Source organism: Mycolicibacterium boenickei, from assembly GCF_010731295.1.
GTDB classification, from domain to species: domain Bacteria; phylum Actinomycetota; class Actinomycetes; order Mycobacteriales; family Mycobacteriaceae; genus Mycobacterium; species Mycobacterium boenickei.
This window is the reverse complement of sequence record NZ_AP022579.1, coordinates 1,117,097-1,133,641: the sequence shown is the minus strand read 5'-3', so window position 1 is coordinate 1,133,641 and position 16,545 is coordinate 1,117,097. Positions and strand designations below refer to the sequence as shown.

General features: G+C 66.8%; 18 protein-coding genes. 7 read left to right on the top strand and 11 right to left on the bottom strand.

What is annotated here, in order from left to right; genetic code table 11:
* Positions 1-2: 2 nt before the first annotated feature.
* The 4 genes from G6N57_RS05220 to G6N57_RS05205 all read right to left on the bottom strand — a co-directional run bounded on the left by G6N57_RS05220 (position 3) and on the right by G6N57_RS05205 (position 4,030).
* On the bottom strand, positions 3-1,010 hold the full coding sequence (locus G6N57_RS05220) for a hypothetical protein (protein WP_133118339.1): 1,008 nt from the start codon (positions 1,008-1,010) through the stop codon (positions 3-5).
* Positions 1,010-2,170 (bottom strand): WXG100 family type VII secretion target, encoded by a 1,161-nt coding sequence (locus G6N57_RS05215; RefSeq protein WP_097926164.1) that lies wholly within the window; start codon positions 2,168-2,170, stop codon positions 1,010-1,012. Before G6N57_RS05215 ends, G6N57_RS05220 begins: the two co-directional genes overlap by 1 nt.
* Positions 2,167-2,670 (bottom strand): WXG100 family type VII secretion target, encoded by a 504-nt coding sequence (locus G6N57_RS05210; RefSeq protein ID WP_234815735.1) that lies wholly within the window; start codon positions 2,668-2,670, stop codon positions 2,167-2,169. Before G6N57_RS05210 ends, G6N57_RS05215 begins: the two co-directional genes overlap by 4 nt.
* Before the next feature lie 97 nt (positions 2,671-2,767).
* Entirely contained in the window at positions 2,768-4,030 is a 1,263-nt protein-coding gene (locus tag G6N57_RS05205; RefSeq protein WP_077739577.1) for an amidohydrolase family protein, read from the bottom strand.
* 25 nt (positions 4,031-4,055) lie between these two features.
* On the opposite strand from G6N57_RS05205, the gene G6N57_RS05200 reads away from it, so the two are divergent.
* A complete protein-coding gene (locus tag G6N57_RS05200) occupies positions 4,056-4,922 on the top strand; it encodes an AraC family transcriptional regulator (protein ID WP_174814457.1) in 867 nt (288 codons plus the stop codon).
* Here G6N57_RS05200 and G6N57_RS05195 read toward each other — a convergent pair.
* Together G6N57_RS05195 and G6N57_RS05190 are read right to left on the bottom strand one after the other, a co-directional pair.
* Complete coding sequence (locus tag G6N57_RS05195) at positions 4,831-5,649, bottom strand: DUF2127 domain-containing protein (protein WP_077739575.1); 819 nt, start codon at positions 5,647-5,649, stop codon at positions 4,831-4,833. The two genes, G6N57_RS05200 and G6N57_RS05195, sit on opposite strands and share 92 nt — an antisense overlap.
* Before the next feature lie 27 nt (positions 5,650-5,676).
* Positions 5,677-6,258 (bottom strand): O-methyltransferase, encoded by a 582-nt coding sequence (locus G6N57_RS05190; RefSeq protein WP_407665975.1) that lies wholly within the window; start codon positions 6,256-6,258, stop codon positions 5,677-5,679.
* A gap of 107 nt (positions 6,259-6,365) precedes the next feature.
* Here G6N57_RS05190 and G6N57_RS05185 point away from each other — a divergent pair, with 107 nt between their 5' ends.
* From G6N57_RS05185 to G6N57_RS05170, 4 genes are all read left to right on the top strand, one after another.
* Positions 6,366-7,058 carry a histidine phosphatase family protein gene (locus G6N57_RS05185; RefSeq protein WP_077739573.1) on the top strand — a complete coding sequence of 231 codons (693 nt, stop codon included), beginning with the start codon at positions 6,366-6,368 and terminating at the stop codon, positions 7,056-7,058.
* A gap of 131 nt (positions 7,059-7,189) precedes the next feature.
* Complete coding sequence (locus tag G6N57_RS05180) at positions 7,190-7,477, top strand: hypothetical protein (RefSeq protein ID WP_077739572.1); 288 nt, start codon at positions 7,190-7,192, stop codon at positions 7,475-7,477.
* A gap of 115 nt (positions 7,478-7,592) precedes the next feature.
* On the top strand, positions 7,593-8,495 hold the full coding sequence (locus G6N57_RS05175) for a DMT family transporter (protein ID WP_077739571.1): 903 nt from the start codon (positions 7,593-7,595) through the stop codon (positions 8,493-8,495).
* Positions 8,496-8,539: 44 nt separating this feature from the next.
* Complete coding sequence (locus G6N57_RS05170) at positions 8,540-9,205, top strand: hypothetical protein (protein ID WP_077739570.1); 666 nt, start codon at positions 8,540-8,542, stop codon at positions 9,203-9,205.
* A gap of 3 nt (positions 9,206-9,208) precedes the next feature.
* On the opposite strand, the gene G6N57_RS05165 is transcribed toward G6N57_RS05170, so the two are convergent.
* The 3 genes from G6N57_RS05165 to G6N57_RS05155 form a co-directional block, all read right to left on the bottom strand.
* Entirely contained in the window at positions 9,209-10,360 is a 1,152-nt protein-coding gene (locus tag G6N57_RS05165; protein WP_077741769.1) for an MCE family protein, read from the bottom strand.
* Between the two features lie 245 nt (positions 10,361-10,605).
* Entirely contained in the window at positions 10,606-11,313 is a 708-nt protein-coding gene (locus G6N57_RS05160) for an SDR family NAD(P)-dependent oxidoreductase (RefSeq protein WP_077739569.1), read from the bottom strand.
* Between the two features lie 41 nt (positions 11,314-11,354).
* Complete coding sequence (locus G6N57_RS05155) at positions 11,355-11,903, bottom strand: TetR/AcrR family transcriptional regulator (RefSeq protein ID WP_077739568.1); 549 nt, start codon at positions 11,901-11,903, stop codon at positions 11,355-11,357.
* A 103-nt stretch (positions 11,904-12,006) separates the two neighbouring features.
* On the opposite strand from G6N57_RS05155, the gene G6N57_RS05150 reads away from it, so the two are divergent.
* A complete protein-coding gene (locus G6N57_RS05150) occupies positions 12,007-12,567 on the top strand; it encodes a carboxymuconolactone decarboxylase family protein (protein WP_077739567.1) in 561 nt (186 codons plus the stop codon).
* A gap of 1 nt (position 12,568) precedes the next feature.
* The gene (locus G6N57_RS05145; protein WP_077739566.1) at positions 12,569-13,843 is read left to right on the top strand and encodes a cytochrome P450; all 1,275 of its coding nucleotides are present in this window, start codon (positions 12,569-12,571) and stop codon (positions 13,841-13,843) included.
* On the opposite strand, the gene G6N57_RS05140 is transcribed toward G6N57_RS05145, so the two are convergent.
* Both G6N57_RS05140 and G6N57_RS05135 read right to left on the bottom strand, forming a co-directional pair.
* A complete protein-coding gene (locus tag G6N57_RS05140; protein WP_077739565.1) occupies positions 13,840-16,002 on the bottom strand; it encodes an elongation factor G-like protein EF-G2 in 2,163 nt (720 codons plus the stop codon). The two genes, G6N57_RS05145 and G6N57_RS05140, sit on opposite strands and share 4 nt — an antisense overlap.
* 107 nt (positions 16,003-16,109) lie before the next feature.
* On the bottom strand, positions 16,110-16,538 hold the full coding sequence (locus G6N57_RS05135) for a TIGR03668 family PPOX class F420-dependent oxidoreductase (protein WP_077739564.1): 429 nt from the start codon (positions 16,536-16,538) through the stop codon (positions 16,110-16,112).
* Positions 16,539-16,545: the final 7 nt, after the last annotated feature.

Here is a 16,545-nt window from a genome sequence, read left to right as displayed (position 1 = left end):
GGCTACTTCGCCTGCGCGCAGGCGGTCAGGAAGTCTTTGCCGTCGCGGGCGGAAACCTGAGTGGGATCGAGCCAGCCGAATCCTTGGAACCAATAGGTGTCTTCGGGGTGCTGGGTGGATTCGGTGCGGGCAGGGGCCAGGTCGGTGGGCGTGGTCCAAGGGTCGGTGTTGGTCTGCTGAAACACGCGCAGAAGGACCGTGGCGGCGGTATTCCAGTCGAATCCACCGGGCAGTGGTCTGGTGACGTCGAAGTCGGACAGCGGGTTCCCGATGGTGAGCTGATCGAGTCGAACGCTGTAGGGGTGGGATGCACTGAGGACGAGGTCGGCTTGTCCGGGCTGGAACGTGACGATCACGTGCTCGACGGCGTCGCAGTGGGATCCTGGCCAGATCCGTAGGCTCCCATCGGTAACGCGAACGCCGAAAAGCCTTGGGAGCTCATGGTTCTTGGCTGGGTCGGGGCTGCAGATCGGGATGAAGGTCCTGCCGGCCTGCTCGGCCACCTGGGTTGGGTTCAGCCACCCGATGCCCTGAAACCAGTAGGTGTCATTCGGATGCTCGCCGGAGTGTTCCTTCGCCTCGGCAAGTTGGCTGTCCGCTCCCCAGGTGATCGGAGCTCCGCGGGTGAACAGAGACACCATCTCGGCTGTGCGCCAGTCGAAACCGTCAGGTAGCGCCGAGCGGACCTCGAATCCGGAATAGGGGCCGCCGATCGTCAGATGCTCGACCTCGACCCCTGGGTACGGTGCGGCTCCCCGTTGCGCGGCGGGTCCCGGCATGGTCAGCTTCAGCTCAGCCCGATCGGTCTGTTCCTGATCGAAGGTCACGTCCACTTCGGTGGTTCCGGGGCAGGGCACGCCCGTCCAGATGCGCAGGTTGCCGTCGGTGACGCGAATGCCGAACGCGACGGGGACCGAGGGGGCAATCGGGTTCTTGCCCAGCGGATTACAGCCGCATATCGCGAGAACCAGCGTCAGCGCGATCAGCATCGAACCTGAAATACGAGTCATCACTGATAACCGCCATCCGACGCACCGGCGTTGGTCTCGAACGGATTGCGGCTGCCGGTGACCTGCTCCTCCAGCATCTTCTGCCCGTACTGCTCCACAAAATTCTCGAAGCCGAGTTGAGCCCACTGCTGGGAGTGGCGCTCCTCGTGGTGCAGCAACCGATCAAGGTCCAGCGCTCCGGGGCGGGCCGGCCCGCCGTTGTCGCTCTCATAGAACGCGTGCCCGTTGCGGACGATGTCGCGCAGTTGTTGAGCGGGATCGGACGGATTGTCGATGTTCAGCAGGAAGACGTCCCCATAGGTCGAACCGCCCTGCTGGCTCAGCGGATCTTCGATCAAACTGCCGCCCAATCCCATCAGCATGCCATTCGGTGTGGTCGTGAGGCGGCCGGTGAAGTGTTCGGCAGCCGCGTAGCTCCATCCGTTCGCATTCTGCCGGTCGACGATGCGCTGCACATCGGCCGCGGTGTACGGCGTCTCGGAGAAGTCATTGCCGGCACTGCCCTCTGCGTCTCCATATCCGGTGTCGGCATTGAGGATGTACGTCATCAGGGCAGCCTTGCGGGCATCCTCGCTGCTGGTGCCTTTCGGTAGCAGGAAGTAGGACTTGCCGTTGTTGTCGGTGACCCGCTCTGCGCCCTTGAGCACATCGAAACTCTGAGGTGTGATGTGCTGGCTGCGGGCGATATCGACTATCACCTCGGGCGGAACGTCGTTGTCTACCGCGTTCTGTAACCACTCCCGGTAGAACCCCTCGGACGGGCCGTCGAGCAAGCCAGCGTCACGCAGCGCCTCCTCGTACTCGTTGACCGGGTCGTAGCCGGGCTCACCCGGATCGTCGCCGATACGCTTCTCTTCTTCTTCGGGCGGGTCGAACTCGATCCGTTCGGCGGCTGCGATATCGCCGTGCTCGTACAGGAACGCCCCCGAATCCAGTTTTCCGGCGAAGGTCGACGCCGCGGTCCCGAGAACCTGCGCACGCCGCAGAAAGGCGTCACCGACTTCGCGGCAGGCCGAGCCGCTGTCCAGCCCGGCGACCGGACCGGCCGCAGCCGACAGCATCGGTCCGCCGCCGTCGTTGTAGAAACCGCTTGCCAGATCCTCCAGACCGGTTGCGGTCGCCCGCATCGTCGCGACCGTCACGGTCAACGGCGGGGTCACGAGAGGTCCCAGCCGATCTTGCGCAGCTTGTAGGCGGTGTCGCGATCGGCGGCCTCGAACTGGGCGAGTTTCAGTTTGATGTCGCACTCGATCGGGATCCGCCTGGATTCCACGATCAGTGCGTTCACCCGAGAGCGCGACGCGAACCAGGCCAGCATCCGGCCGGGCTTCACCGCGCCGTCGTCGGCGACATCCCACCACTCCTCAGCGGAATCGACCGCCTTGTCGAGGCTGGAGCGGATATCGGCGAGTTTTCTGCCGCCACTCGACAGTGGAGTGGTCAACGCGCGCAATTTGTCCCGGTATTCCGCCTGGTCCTCGAACATCTCGCGGCCCTGCTTCTGCGCGGCGTCCGCGGCAGTACCTGTCCAGTCGGTCGCCAGGGTGACGAACTGCGACTTCGCCTTGCTGATCTGGGCGTCCACCCGCGCCGCTGCCGTTTCCGCGTCGCGGGATGCGTTGAGCAACGACTCAGGATCGGACGCTCGAACCTGCGACACCGTATACGGCACCTCGTGACCCCTCGTTCGCGTGAGTGATCACATTGTCACTCACGGAACGAGGGGCGCGCGGCACCAAAATCGACCCGGCGCCAGGTCAGGCCTTCGTGAGCTGCTTCTGTTCGTAGAGGCGGGCCCACTCCGCGCGCGGACGGATCGAGGTGTCGACGTCGGTGGCCTTGGCGCGCAGGGCGCCGACGTTGGCCTGATCGCGTGCGGTGTGCTGGAACGGATCCCAGCTGAAGAACCGGGCCGAGTTCTCCCAGGTGATCTTGTTGATGTCGGAGTCGCTTGCGCCCGCGGCATTCAGCTCGGCCAGCACCTGCTCGGGTGCGTCGGGCCAGAAGCAGTCGCTGTGCGGGTAGTCGCACTCCCAGGCGATGATGTCGATGCCGATCTCGTGCCGGAGCTTCAGCGACGTCTTGTCGGTCACGTAGCAGGCCAGTGAGTGCTCGCGGAACACATCGCTGGGCAGCTTGTCGCCGAAGTCGCGGCGCAGCCACTTCTGGTTGGTGTAGTGGCGGTCGCTGCGGTCCAGATAGAAAGGAATCCAACCGATTCCGCCCTCGGAGAAGGCGAACTTGAGGTCGGGGTAGTTGCGCATCGCGGGTCCCCACAGCAGGTCCTGGGCGCACATGGCCGATACCTGGGTGGCCAGGATGATCAGGTTGTCGATCGGCGCGTTGGGCGCCATGCTGATCGCGCCGAAGCCCGTGCCGATGTGCAGGCACATCACCACGTTCTCCTCGGACAGGGTCCGGAACACCGGGCCCCAGTAGTCCTCGTCGTGGTAGCTCGGAAGTCCTTCCAGGTGTGGCAGTTCCGGCATGGTGACGGCCCGGCAACCCTTGGCGGCCACGCGCCGGATCTCGGCGCACATGCCCTCCGGCGTCCAGGTCGGCAGGATCGCGATCGGGACGAACCGGCCGGGATACGAGCCGGCCCACTCGTCTATGTGCCAGTCGTTGTACGCCGAAACCATGACCAGGGTGACGTCTTCGCGCGTCATGTTCAGGTGCCGCGCGGAGAACCCGGTGAAGGTCGGGAAACACATCGAGGCCAGGATGCCGTTGCGGTCCATGTCGCGGACCCGCTCGTGCACGTCGTAGACGCCAGGGCGCATCTCGGCGAACCCGGCGGGATCGCGGCCCCACTCTTCGGCCGGCCAGGACACCACGGCGTTCAGACCGGACACACCCTGGGGGCGGCCCTGGTACATCCACTGGTCGACGCCCTTGTCGTCGGTGACGACGATCGGGGCCTCGTCCCTGTACTTGGCCGGAACGTGGCGCAGGAACATGTCGGGCGGCTCGACGACATGGTCGTCGATGCTGATCAGGATCAGGTCGTCGGTCTGCATGACTCAACTAGTACCCTCGGATGGCGTGACCGTCTCTGCACTTTCGGACAGAGGTTTAACTCAATCGGCCAACCTGTCGAGGCCGGTCATCGAACTGCGCCGCGGCGGCCGCGCGCCGGCCGGTAGCTACCTCTACGAGGGCGACGGGCTGATCACCGGCTGGCACTCCCATGAGGTGCACCAGATCGAGTACGCGCTGCACGGCGTGGTGGAGGTGGAGACCGACGTCGCGCACTACCTGCTGCCGCCGCAACAGGCCGCCTGGATCCCGGCCGGACTCCAGCACCAGGCGGTGATGAACCCCGACGTCAAGACCGTCGCGGTGATGTTCGACGCGCAGATGATCGCCGACCCGGGGGACCGGGCCAGGATCATCGCGGTCTCGCCGCTGATCCGCGAGATGATGATCTACGGGCTGCGCTGGCCGGTCGACCGCGCCCACGGTGACGACACGTCCGACACGTTCTTCCGGACCCTGGCCAACCTCGTCGCCGACGCGCTCGACCACGAAGCGCCGCTGAGCCTGCCCACCACCGATCACCCGATCGTGGCTGCGGCATTGGCCTACACCAAGGAGCACCTCGCCTCGGTGACGGCCGAGGATGTCAGCCGGGCGGTCGCGGTGTCCGAACGGACGTTGCGGCGCATGTTCACCGAGGCGATCGGAATCTCTTGGCGGACATACCTTCTGCATGCCCGGATGCTGCGATCCATGGCGCTGCTGGCCGGGCCGGACCAATCGGTGCAGGCGACCGCGACCGCCGTGGGTTTCGAGAACCTCAGCTCGTTCACCCGATGCTTCAGCCAGTTCTGCGGTGAGACTCCGTCGGCGTATCGCTATCGCGCCCGTGAGGAACATCTGGAACAGCCAACCCGGCCCGCTCGACACTGAGCAGACTCTCGGTGTGGTGCTCGGCACGGTAAGCCTTGCCGCCACCGTTGATTCCGAAAAGCCTTTTGCTCCAGAGCAACCAGATGACAGCGGCGAGGTTGATCGCCAGCGCGCCGACGCGCAGGACGGTCACCTTCTCGGTCAGCTCGTAGATCTCCAGCGGCAGGAACACGCCGGTGGCGATCACCGCGAAGTACTCGCCCCACCGCTTCATCAGCCACAGCCCGACGGCCTCGGTGAACTCGATCAGGGCATAGGCGGCCACCCCGGCGGCGATCCACAGCAAGGTGGTCGACGACAAGGTGAAGGCCTCGCCGATGTGCCGAACGATTTTGGAATCATCTATGTTCCAACCGATTTGGTCGGCCAGCGGCCGCATCAGCGGGATGTCCTTCTCGAATGCGTCCTTCAGCTGACTCTGGGACGCACGGACCTTGAGGATGCCCGCCGCCAGCAGCACGAAGACGACTCCCCGCACCGCCCGCTCGACGGCGAGCAGCCGCATCAGGGTCCGGTCGCGCAGCAGGCGCCCGCGCGGAATCTCCGGTGCGGTGTCGGCGGGCCCGTGACCGCGCGGCGGGCCGACGACGAACGTCTCGCACCGCAGGCAACGCCAGGCCTCGCCGACGGGGGTGTCGACCCGCAAGCGTTCGCGCAGCTCCGGCTCATCGGGGGCGAATGTCGCATGCCCGCGCAGCCCACACGACCGCAGGGCGAAATCCACCATGTCAGCACCGTAGCCGTGCGGGGTGCACTAGGCCCGGCAGCTGAGCTCCATGCTGTCGCTGTCGCGGGCGAGGAAGTTGACGCTGACATAGCCGTTCGACGGTTCCCGGACCCGATCCAGGTACGGCTGGGTGTCGGCCATCGAGGTGTTGTCCGCGACTACGAGCGCGCCCGTGGTGAGCTGTGGCTCCAGCAGCTTGAGCACCGGAAGGTAGAGCTCCTTCCAGCCGTCGAGCAGGACGAACCCGATGTCCCCGGTCACCGACTTCAGCGTCTCCAACGCATCGCCTTCGAGCACGGTGATGACATCGTCCACGCCGGTCTCGGCGAACGTCTGCTTGGCTGCCGCGATCTTGGCGGCGCTGAGCTCGGTGGTGTAGACCCGCCCAGTTCCGTTGTCGCGCACCGCCGATGCCAGGTGCAGCGCCGAGAGCCCGAATGACATACCGAACTCGACGACGACCGCAGGCTTGGTGGCCCGCACGAGCGAGTACAGCAACCGGCCTGCTTCGGGGGTCACCGGCATGTAGATGTCGCTGAGCGCATCGGCCCGCTCCTGCGCGCTGGCGCCGGAGAGGTCGGCGAACCGGCGGGAGCCGTCCTCGCGCATTTTGGCGAACTGTTCGGCGGACGCGGTGTACATCCGGTCCAGGGCCCGTGCGACCCTGTCATCGTTAAGGGTAGTCATGCTAATGAAACTACGCGGAGAGGCTGAGAATGGGTCGGCTACAAAGTCTGTGTGCGGTGATCGCGCTCGTCGTCGCAACCCTGCTGGCGCCGACGGCGGCAGCGGGCGGCTATCGGACGATCACGCTGACCTTCGTCCGTCACGCCCAATCGGCGGGTAACGCCTCGGGCCTCATCGACAGCTCCACGCCCGGTCCGGCGCTCACCGATCTGGGCCGGACCCAGGCCGTTGCGAGCGCGCAGCGGCTGGCGTCCCACCGTTACGACGGCATCTTCGCGTCGACCATGATCCGGACCCAGCAGACCGCACAGCCGATGGCCGACACCCTCCACGAGCCGATCACGGTGCTGGACGGGCTCCACGAGGTCGAGGCAGGCATCTACGAGGGCCAGCCCGAGGCGAGCGCGGTCCAGACCTACTTCGCGGCACCCGAGCAGTGGCTGCGCGGCGATCGGAGCGCCCGGATACCGGGTTCGATCGACGGCAACGAGTTCGACGCCCGGTTCGACGGAGCCGTGCAGCAGATCTACGACAGCGGCGACGACAACCCCGTCGCCTACTCGCACGGCGCCGCGATCATGTTGTGGGTGCAGATGAACGTCGGCAATCCTGATCCACAGCTGCTGATGCAGCACCCGCTCGACAACACCGGCTACGTCGTCATCAAGGGCAATCCGACCGACGGTTGGACCCTGACCGACTGGGACGGCGCCGGCAGCTAGCTGCCGATGTGACCTGGCGGTCATAGACTGCCGAATGCGGTGCCGATCACGTCTGGCTCGAACCACGGCCGGGCGCGGATACTGTGGGCCAAGGCAAGCGCAGATGGGAGCGGGGCTATGAGGTTTCTGCCATGAGATTTCGATTGTTGCCATACGTGACCGTCGAGGTCGACGACCGGGTGCGGCTGCGGGCGCGCAGGGCCGGCGAGCGGCTCAGGATCAACCTCAGGGCTTATCTGCGCAGTGCCGCCGATGAGGTCGAGACCGCCAGCGGGCGGGTCCGCGACCTGTGCGACACCGCGGTGAACCGCGTCGACCTGGCCGTCGCCAACGTCAACGACAAGATCGCTCCTGCCCCGCCGACCGATCCCGCAGGCTCCTCCGACGAGCCGCCGAAGCGGCATCTGCAGGTCGTCTAGGCGCCGGGCCAACCCCGGGCGGCGCGACGACCGGCGGCGCTCTACGGTTGGAGGGCACTGGCCTTCTCCCCGCCAGAGGGGGCCGACACACTGGCCCGAAAGGGGTTGACGAGGCTTGCTCGGCAACAGTCTTGCGGTGCTGTTCGCCCTCTGCGCAGCGGTTTTCGCGGCTGTCGGCATTGTGGTGCGGCAGCGCGCCACCATGGATGTCCCGCCCGAGAAGGGCGTCAGCACCGTCATGCTGCGCACCTTGCTGGGCCGCAGGTTGTGGTGGGCGGGAACCGCGTCCGCGGTGGCCGGGTATGTCTTCCAGGCGCTGGCGCTCGGTTACGGTTCGCTGCTGCTCGTCCAGCCGGTGCTCGTGTCGGCGTTGTTGTTCGCGCTGCCGCTCAGTGCCCGGCTGGCCCACCGCCGGGTCAGCCGCGCCGAATGGCTGTGGGCCCTGCTGCTGACCGGGGCGCTGACCGTGTTCGTGGCTCTCGCCAGGGCCAGCACCGGAACCTATGGGGTATCGGTGGCCACCACGGTCACCGTCGTCGTGGTGTGTGCCGCGGCGGTCGGACTGTGCGTGCTGGCCGCCACGCGGAGCACCGACTGGCGCCGGGCGGTACTGCTGGCGCTGGCGGTGGGCGTGATGTTCGGTGTCGTCGCGGTGCTGACCAAGATCGTGATGCACACGATCGCCGTGGACGGTGTGCTCGCCGTGCTGACCACACCGGCCCTGTATCTGGTGGTCACCCTCGGGGTGATCGCAACGCTGCTGCAGCAGTCGGCATTTCACGCCGGATCGCTGCAGACCTCGGTGCCGACCATGCTGGTGCTCGAGCCCGTGGTGGCGGTGGTGCTCGGCTCCGTCGTCCTGGGCGAGCACCTGTCGATCACCGGGTGGGAACCGGTGGCCCTGTCGGTGGCGATCGGCGCGATGGCCGCCGCCACCATCGCCCTGGGCCGTGACGAGGGTGCCTACGAGGAGAGGCTCGAAGCCGAACTCGAAGTCAAAGCGGCAGGGCAGGGCTGAAATTGGTGCGCTGAGCAGGCTCGCGGCCCGCTTACGGTACCGGTATGCCGCGAATCGTCCGGAAGTTCAGCGCACTGGCCGGGGCACTGCTGGCCGCCATCCTGGTGTTGGCCGGATGTACCGACGAACCGACGGTGACGGTCGACTCGTCATTGACCGGGCTCCTGGTCACCGGTAGCGACTTCCCGGCCGGCTGGCACGTGGAGGACGTCAGCCAGAAGATGGCCGAGGAGTCGGCCAACGCAGGCGCCGGCCGGGCCGACCCGCCGGACTGCGACTCCTCGGACAAGACCTCGTTGACCAGCGGCGTGGCCGCCATGGTCAGCGAACGACAGGGCACCCCGGGGGTGGTCGCCACCCTCAGCCGTGAGCCCGGGTCCGAGCTGGTGGCGGTGACAGAGAAATGGCTGAGCCGGTGTCAGGCGTTCAGCGTGGAGAAGGACGGCGTGAAGGCCGAAGCGGAAGTGCAGCGCCTCGAGCCGCCGGCCAGCAAGGCGGACGCCCAGGTCGGCTTCGACATGACCTCAACAGCACGCGGTGGCGGCGAGACGATGAAGATGATGATCAAGGGCTACACCGCCCAGATCGGCGACATCATCGTCCTGTGCATCGCGGTCGGCGGTGAGTCGAGTGTGCGCACGGTCGAGCCGGATGTCGAGATGCTCAACACGGTGTTCACCGAGCAGGTGGCCAAGGTCCGCGACGCGTGACACCTACGGGTTGATCGTGTGCGCACCGATCTGGCGGCCCCAGACGTACTCGGCCATCAGCGGCTGGCCGAGTTCGAAGTGGTTGTACGGCGCGATCGAGGCGCCGCTGTCCATCACCAGGTACGGAGTGGGCCACAGATCCTTGGTGATCGGCTGCCAGCAGCCGGGGCGGCCCTCGGGCCCGCCGGAAACGTTCACCCGCGGCAGGTTGTCCGGGTACACCCACGGGTTGCCCGCGCCGACCAGGAAGTCCTGCAGTTCGAACGCGTAGCCGTTGCGGGTCTGCTGGGCGAACTTCGGCGCGGACTCGGCGTAGTTGTGGATCATGCAGTACAGCGCCGGGCTGTTGCGGTCCAGCATGGCGCTGACCGGCACCAGGTCTTGGGCGCCGCGGACCAGGTAGGGGCCGCCACGCTCGAAGATGTCACCGCCGGTGTTGCCGAAACCGACCGCGGCCACCAGCGCCTGATCCAGGTTGCCGCGCTGCTGATTGAGGGTGCGGGCGGTGGTGACGGCGTTGGCCAGACCGTCGAACAGGTCCGGAGCCGCGTTGGCGTAGACCTCGCCGAGGTCGGCCAGCCCGGAGATGTCGCGGCGGATCGAAGGCATGCGCCCGTTGAGGTCGGTCAGGATGTCGTTGCCGTTGACGATCGACTGGCCGAACTTGTCACCCAGGCCGTCGAGGGCCTGCGCGGTGGCGGTCAGGGTTTCGTTGAGCTTGATCGGGTCGATCTGTTCGGAGATCGCGGTGATCGTCTCGAACAGGGTGTTGAACTCCGTCGTCACGCCCTTGGCGCGGATCGGTGTGTCCGGGGAGATCCGCTGCGGCGACGGATCGTCCGGTGCGACGAACGAGATGTACTTGTTGCCGAACACCGTGGTGGCCTTCAGTTCCGCGGTCACGTTCTCCGGGATCAGCTTCAGGTACTTGGGCTTGATGTCGAGAGTCAGCTTGGCCTGCTGTTCGCCGTCGACATCCGCCACGGCCACAGCGGTCAGGCGGCCGATGGGCACTCCGTTGAAGGTGACCTTCGAGCCCGGGTCCATCGAGAGGCCCGAACGGTTGGACAGCACCGTGAGCTGCGTCTTCTGCTCGAATACACCGCGGAACTGCATCCACGTCAATGCCAGGACCGCCACCACGAGGATGACCATCGCCGCGCACGCGGTCTTGTACGGCGGGTCGTACCGCCAGTGCTTGAACCGCTGTGTGAAGCGGTCCCGCAGTGTCGCGGTGGATGAGGCCACGCGCAAACCTCCGAATTATTGACGCAGCCAGCAACTAAAAGGGTTTTCAAACTGTCCCAAACAATTAGAGATAAGTGCAACTACCGAAGCCCCGGTGCGGCGAATATCAATCCGCCGGCACTGGGAGACCCCCGTCACAGCGTAGGCGCTGATCAGGTATTTCGACCGCCGTTCACGCCCACGATCTGGCCCGTGATGTAGCCCGCTTCTTCTGAAATGAGGAACGAACACGTGGCGGCGATGTCCTCGGGTTTGCCCATTCGGCGCACCGGGGTGGCTTTGATCGTGTCGCGAATGTCGCCGAGTTCGCCGCGGGATTCGGCGGCACGCAGCATCGGGGTGTCGATGAAACCCGGTGGTACGGCGTTGACGGTGATCCCGGCCGGGCCGAACTCCAGCGCCAGGGATTTGGTGAGCCCGTTGACGGCGGACTTGGCGGCCACGTAGTCGGACATGTACGGCACGCCGGAATGCGTGCTGGACGAGGAGATGTTGACGATGCGGCCCCAGCCGGCCTCGATCATGTCGGGCAGGGCGGCCTGGACGACGTGGAAGACGCCGTTGAGGTTGACGTCGATGACCTTCCGCCAACGGTCGAAGGTCAGCTCGGTGAACGGCGTGAAATCGCTGAGACCGGCCGAGTTGACCAGGATCGTGACCGGGCCCAACTGCTCGCGGACCGCTTTGAAGACGGCGTCGACCTGGGACCGGTCGGTGACGTCGGCGGCGTACGAATGCGCGTCGCCGGTGGCGTTGAGGTCGAGGGTGGCGACCCGATATCCGTCTGCGGCAAGCCTGTCGGCGATCGCCTTGCCGATTCCGGATGCGCCTCCGGTCACCAGTGCGGTTCTGTCGGTCATGGTGTTCCTTTCGGTATTTTGTTGAATATCAATCGTTTTCGTCAACGCCGTGGAGCCCGCAAGCCGAGGGTGCGGCGGGCCGCGTCGATCAGGTAGCCGGACAGGTCCTCATCGGAGGTGTCCGCGCCGGCAACACCCGCGCCCCCGGCGATGCCGGAGAAGACCATGGCCGCCTTGACCGTTCCGGCCGGTCCCGGATCGACATCGGCCAGCAGGGACATCTGCCGGTTGATCACGCCGTCCCATTCCGGGTGGTTCCGCAGTGCCTCGTTCACGCTCGGATCGCCGGCCAGAACCGACACCAGCGCGCGATTGCCGACCGCCAGTTCGGCGTAGCCGCGCACCATGTGATCGGCTCGGGCGTGCGCGCTGCGCTGCCGCTCGGCATCCTCGATCACGGTCTGCAGCCGGGCCAGGAAGGGTTCGACGACCGCGCTCAACAGCTGCTCGCGCGTGCGGAAGTGGTAGTAGATCGCGGCCTTGGTGAAGCCCAACTCGTCGGCGATCATCTGCAGCGACGTGCCGGCGAAGCCGTGCCGGGTGATCAGCCGGACGGCGGCTTCGACGAGCCGCTCGCGGGTCGCATCCATGCGCCCTCTCTTCCGTGTGCATTCTTAGCCGATCTACTTTACGATCGTAAAGTACGTTACTAGTCGATCGTAAAGTAGATCGGCCCGTTGGAAGGACTTGCGGATGCTGACGCCGTTGCCGGCAGAGGAGTGGGACGATCAGGCGCGCGAGGCGCTGGCCTCCACGGTGCCGCAGGAGCGCCGCCGCCCCGACAAGGCGGGCAACGCGCTCTCGACGCTTGTGCGCCATCCCGTTCTCGCCGGCGCATTCCTGCCGTTCAACACCTACCTGCAAAAAGAGTCCACCCTGCCGGAGCGGATCCGTGAACTCGTGATCCTGCGCACCGCGTTCCACCACGGTTGCGTGTACGAGTGGGGGCATCACAGCGCGATGGCCCTGCAGGTCGGGCTGACCGAGACCGATGTCGACGCCACCCAGAGCGGCACGGCGGCAGACGAATTCGATCAGGCCGTGCTCGACGCGGTCGACGAGTTGCACACCGGCTCGCGGATTTCCGCGCCGACCTGGGAGCGCCTGGGCCTGCGGCTCGACGACCGGCAGCGGATGGACCTGATGTTCACCTTCGGCGGCTACAGCACGCTGGCTTTCGCCCTGAACACCTTCGACGTCCAACTCGAGGACGGCGCGGGCACCGACGAGTTCTACGCCTCGCTGGGGAGCTGAGATGACCGATATCCAGGACTTCTTCCGGGACGACAGCCTCGTGCCCGACCCGTACCCGTTCCTGGCCGGGCTGCGGGAGCGTTGTCCGGTACAGCGCGAACCGCATCAGAACGTGGTGATGGTGACCGGATACGACGAGGCCGTCGCGGTGTGCGGCGACGCCGACACGTTCTCGTCGGCCACATCGGTGACCGGGCCCTTCCCCGGGTTCCCGGTCGCGTTGGAGGGGCATCCCGATCACGTGGTCAGCGAGCTCATCGACCGGCATCGTGATGAACTGCCGATGAGTGACCAGATCACCACGTTCGACCCGCCCATCCACTCGCGGCACCGTGCGCTGCTGATGGGGCTCCTCACGCCGAAGCGCCTCAAGCAGAATGAGGACTTCATGTGGCGGCTGGCCGATCAGACGCTGGATCCCTACCTGGCCCGAGGCGGCGGCGAGTTCATCTCCGAGTTCGCCGGCCCGTTCACACTTCTGGTGATCGCCGACCTGCTCGGGGTCCCCGAAGACGACCACACCGAGTTCACGGCCCGGATGGGTGGCCATGATCAGGCCGGCATCGGCAGCACGGCCGAGGAGACCGTCGAACAGAACCCGCTGGCATACCTCTACGAGAAGTTCTCGGTCTACATCGCCGAGCGCCGGGAGAACTCGCGTCGCGACACCCTCACCGAGATGGCTGCAGCGAAGTTCCCCGACGGCTCTACCCCCGAGGTCATCGACGTGGTGCGGTTGGCCGCCAACCTCTATCTGGCCGGTCAGGAAACGACCGTGCGGCTGCTGAGTTCGGCGCTCAAACTGCTCGCCGAACGCCAGGATCTGCAGGATCTGCTGCGCGCCGAACCGGCCAGGATCCCGAGTTTCATCGAAGAGGCGTTGCGGTGGGAGAGCCCCATCAAGGGCGACTTCCGGCTGGCGCGCAGCGCGACCACGATCGGCGGAGTCGAGGTGCCGGCCGGAGCGACTCTCATGGTGTGCAACGGAGCCGCCAACCGGGACCCGCGCCAGTTCGAGAACCCCGACACTTTCGACATCGACCGTCCGAATGCCCGCAGACACATCGCATTCGGACGCGGGGTGCACTCCTGCCCCGGCGCGCCGCTGGCCAGGGCCGAGGCCCGGGTGTGCCTGGAGCGAATCCTGGCCCGCACCAAACAGATCCGGCTGTCAGAAGCCGAACACGGGCCGGAAGGCAATCGCAGGTTCTCCTACGTTCCGACGTACATCCTGCGTGGCCTGACCGAGCTGCACCTGGAGTTGACGCTCCGCTAGACCGCCTTGCGCACCCGCGCGGCGGCCGCGTCGGGCATCGGCTCGTACCGGGCAAACGCGCGGGTGAACGCCCCGGCGCCGTGCGACAGGGACCGCAGGTCGATCGCATAGCGGGTGAGTTCGACCTCTGGAATCTCGGCCTTGACCAGCGTTCGGTCGTCGTCGGCCTTGTCGGTGCCCAGCACCCGGCCGCGGCGGCCGGCCAGATCGCTCATCACCGCGCCCACCAGATCGTCGGGCACCGTCACGGTCACGTCGTCGATCGGCTCGAGCAGGTTGACCCCGGCCGCCGCAGCGGCTTCCCGCAGCGCGAGCCCGCCGGCCATCTGGAAGGCGAAGTCCGACGAGTCCACGCTGTGCGCCTTGCCGTCGACCAACGTCACCCGGATGTCGACGACGGGGTAGCCGCCATCCCCGTGATCACTGCCCATCCCCTTCTCCATCTGGGCCCGCACGCCCTTCTCGACGCTCGGGATGAACTGGCGCGGTACGGCTCCGCCGACCACCTTGTCGACGAACTCGAATCCGCTGCCCTCGGGGAGTGGCTCGACCTCGATGTCGCAGACCGCGTACTGGCCGTGACCGCCGGACTGCTTGACATGCCTGCCGTGGCCTTTCGCCTTGCCGCCGAGGGTTTCCCGCAGCGGCACCCGGAGCTCCACGGTGTCCACCGACACCCCGTAGCGCCGTGACAGTGCGTCGAGCACCACCCCGGCATGTGCCTCACCCATGCACCACAGCACGATCTGGTGGGTTTCCGGATTCTGTTCGATGCGCAGCGTGGGATCCTCGGCGGCCAACCGCTGTAACCCGACCGAGAGCTTGTCCTCGTCGGTCTTGGCGCGGGGCTGCACCGCGATGGGCAGCAGCGGGTCGGGCATGGTCCACGGGCGCAGCACCAGCGGATCGGCCTTGTCGCTGAGGGTGTCGCCGGTCTCGGCCCGGCTGAGCCTGCCGATCGCGCAGATGTCCCCGGCCACCACCGAAGGCGCCGGGCGCTGCTGCTTGCCCAGCGGGAAGGACAGGGTGCCGATGCGCTCGTCCTCGTCGTGATCCGCGTGGCCGTGCGACCCCTCGGCCGCCACCGAGTCGTCGAAGGCAGAAAAATGGCCCGACACATGCACGGTGGCGTCGGGCCTGATGGTGCCGGAGAACACCCGGACCAGGCTGACCCTGCCGACATAGGGGTCCGACGTCGTCTTCACCACCTCGGCCAGTAGCGGGCCGGACGGGTCGCAGGCCATCGGCTTGCGGGCGGCGCCAGTGGCCGCGAACACCTCGGGCAGGCGATGCTCGGGTGGCGACGGGAAGCCCCGGGTGGCGATCTCGAGCAGCTCCAGGGTGCCGACTCCGGATCCGCTGCACACCGGGATCACCGGGAAGAACGAGCCGCGGGCCACGGCCTTCTCCAGGTCGGCGATCAACACCGACTCGTCGATCTCCTCGCCGCCGAGATAGCGCTCCATGAGCGTCTCGTCCTCGGATTCCTCGATGATGCCCTCGATCAGGGAGCCGCGTAGTTCGGCGATCTGATCGTCGTAGGCGCCGTCGGGGGGCCGGGTGGTGCGGGTGCCGTCGGCGTAGCAGTAGTACGTGCGGGTGAGGAGCCCGATGACGCCCTCGCCGGCCGGGAAGTACAGGGGCGCCACCTTGTCACCGAAGGCCAGCTGGGCGCCCGCCAACGCATTGGCGTAGTTGGCCCTGGCGTGGTCGAGCTTGGTGATGACCACCGCCCGCGGCATGCCCACCGCAGCGCACTCCTGCCACAGCGACTTCGTCGGCTCGTCGATGTTCTCGTTGGCCGCGATGACGAACAGTGCGCAATCGGCGGCCCGCAGTCCGGCGCGCAACTCCCCGACGAAATCGGCGTAGCCGGGGGTGTCGATCAGGTTGACCTTGATCCCGTTGTGCTGCAACGGGGCCAGGGCCAGGCCGACCGAGCGCTGCTGACCGATCTCGGCGTCGTCGAAATCGCACACGGTCGACCCGTCGACCACCGAACCCGCACGGGTCAGCACTCCCGCAGCGACCAGTAGCGCCTCGACGAGCGTGGTCTTGCCCGCACCCGAGGGGCCGACGAGTGCCACGTTGCGAATGCCGGTGGGACTGTCCGCGGTGGGGACAGTGCCGTTGCCGGCCGAGTGTGTCTTGTCCGCCATGGCATTCCTCCTGGTGTCCCCGGGGCGCCCCGCTGCGGCCCGCCGGACCTGTGCTCTCCACCATTCCCCGATGTGACCTACAGCACAAGTCCTCCCGGCGTCGCTGCTCAGACCTGCCAGGAGGACCAGTGGGTGACCTCGACGGTGATCACCGGGCCGTTCAGCGCAATGCGCTCGTACTGCGGGTATTTCGCGCGCAGCAGCCCGTAGCCGGTGGCCATCGCGTCGCCGCTGTGATGGACGGCGGCCCGTCCGTCGGCGCGAACCCACCACAGGTGGGCCCACTCGTCGGTGTAGTGGTCGACGAGCAGGCTGACCCGGCTGTCACCTTCGATGTTGGCCAGCCGCCGCAGGCGCTGGGTGGATTTCGGTTTCGCGTCGACCGCGGAGTAGATGGTGGCCGTGGCGTGCGGGTCGGCGGGTACGTGGACCGCGAACACCACCGGCACCAGGTGCGGTGCGCCGTCGGCGCCGAGCGTGGCGAGCACCGCGCAGGGTGCGCTTGCGAACTGGGCGATCGCGTCGAGCCCGGACATGGCCCCA

Coding starts and splice junctions, on each gene's coding strand:
- G6N57_RS05220 (WP_133118339.1), bottom strand. CDS start 1,010: ATGACTCGTATTTCAGGTTCGATGCTGATCGCGCTGACGCTGGTTCTC.
- G6N57_RS05190 (WP_407665975.1), bottom strand. CDS start 6,258: ATGCGCGAGGACGGCTCCCGCCGGTTCGCCGACCTCTCCGGCGCCAGC.
- G6N57_RS05155 (WP_077739568.1), bottom strand. CDS start 11,903: ATGGATGCGACCCGCGAGCGGCTCGTCGAAGCCGCCGTCCGGCTGATC.
- G6N57_RS05135 (WP_077739564.1), bottom strand. CDS start 16,538: ATGTCCGGGCTCGACGCGATCGCCCAGTTCGCAAGCGCACCCTGCGCG.
- G6N57_RS05185 (WP_077739573.1), top strand. CDS start 6,366: ATGGGTCGGCTACAAAGTCTGTGTGCGGTGATCGCGCTCGTCGTCGCA.
- G6N57_RS05170 (WP_077739570.1), top strand. CDS start 8,540: ATGCCGCGAATCGTCCGGAAGTTCAGCGCACTGGCCGGGGCACTGCTG.
- G6N57_RS05205 (WP_077739577.1), bottom strand. CDS start 4,030: ATGCAGACCGACGACCTGATCCTGATCAGCATCGACGACCATGTCGTC.
- G6N57_RS05160 (WP_077739569.1), bottom strand. CDS start 11,313: ATGACCGACAGAACCGCACTGGTGACCGGAGGCGCATCCGGAATCGGC.
- G6N57_RS05140 (WP_077739565.1), bottom strand. CDS start 16,002: ATGGCGGACAAGACACACTCGGCCGGCAACGGCACTGTCCCCACCGCG.
- G6N57_RS05150 (WP_077739567.1), top strand. CDS start 12,007: ATGCTGACGCCGTTGCCGGCAGAGGAGTGGGACGATCAGGCGCGCGAG.
- G6N57_RS05180 (WP_077739572.1), top strand. CDS start 7,190: ATGAGATTTCGATTGTTGCCATACGTGACCGTCGAGGTCGACGACCGG.
- G6N57_RS05165 (WP_077741769.1), bottom strand. CDS start 10,360: ATGGTCATCCTCGTGGTGGCGGTCCTGGCATTGACGTGGATGCAGTTC.
- G6N57_RS05145 (WP_077739566.1), top strand. CDS start 12,569: ATGACCGATATCCAGGACTTCTTCCGGGACGACAGCCTCGTGCCCGAC.
- G6N57_RS05195 (WP_077739575.1), bottom strand. CDS start 5,649: ATGGTGGATTTCGCCCTGCGGTCGTGTGGGCTGCGCGGGCATGCGACA.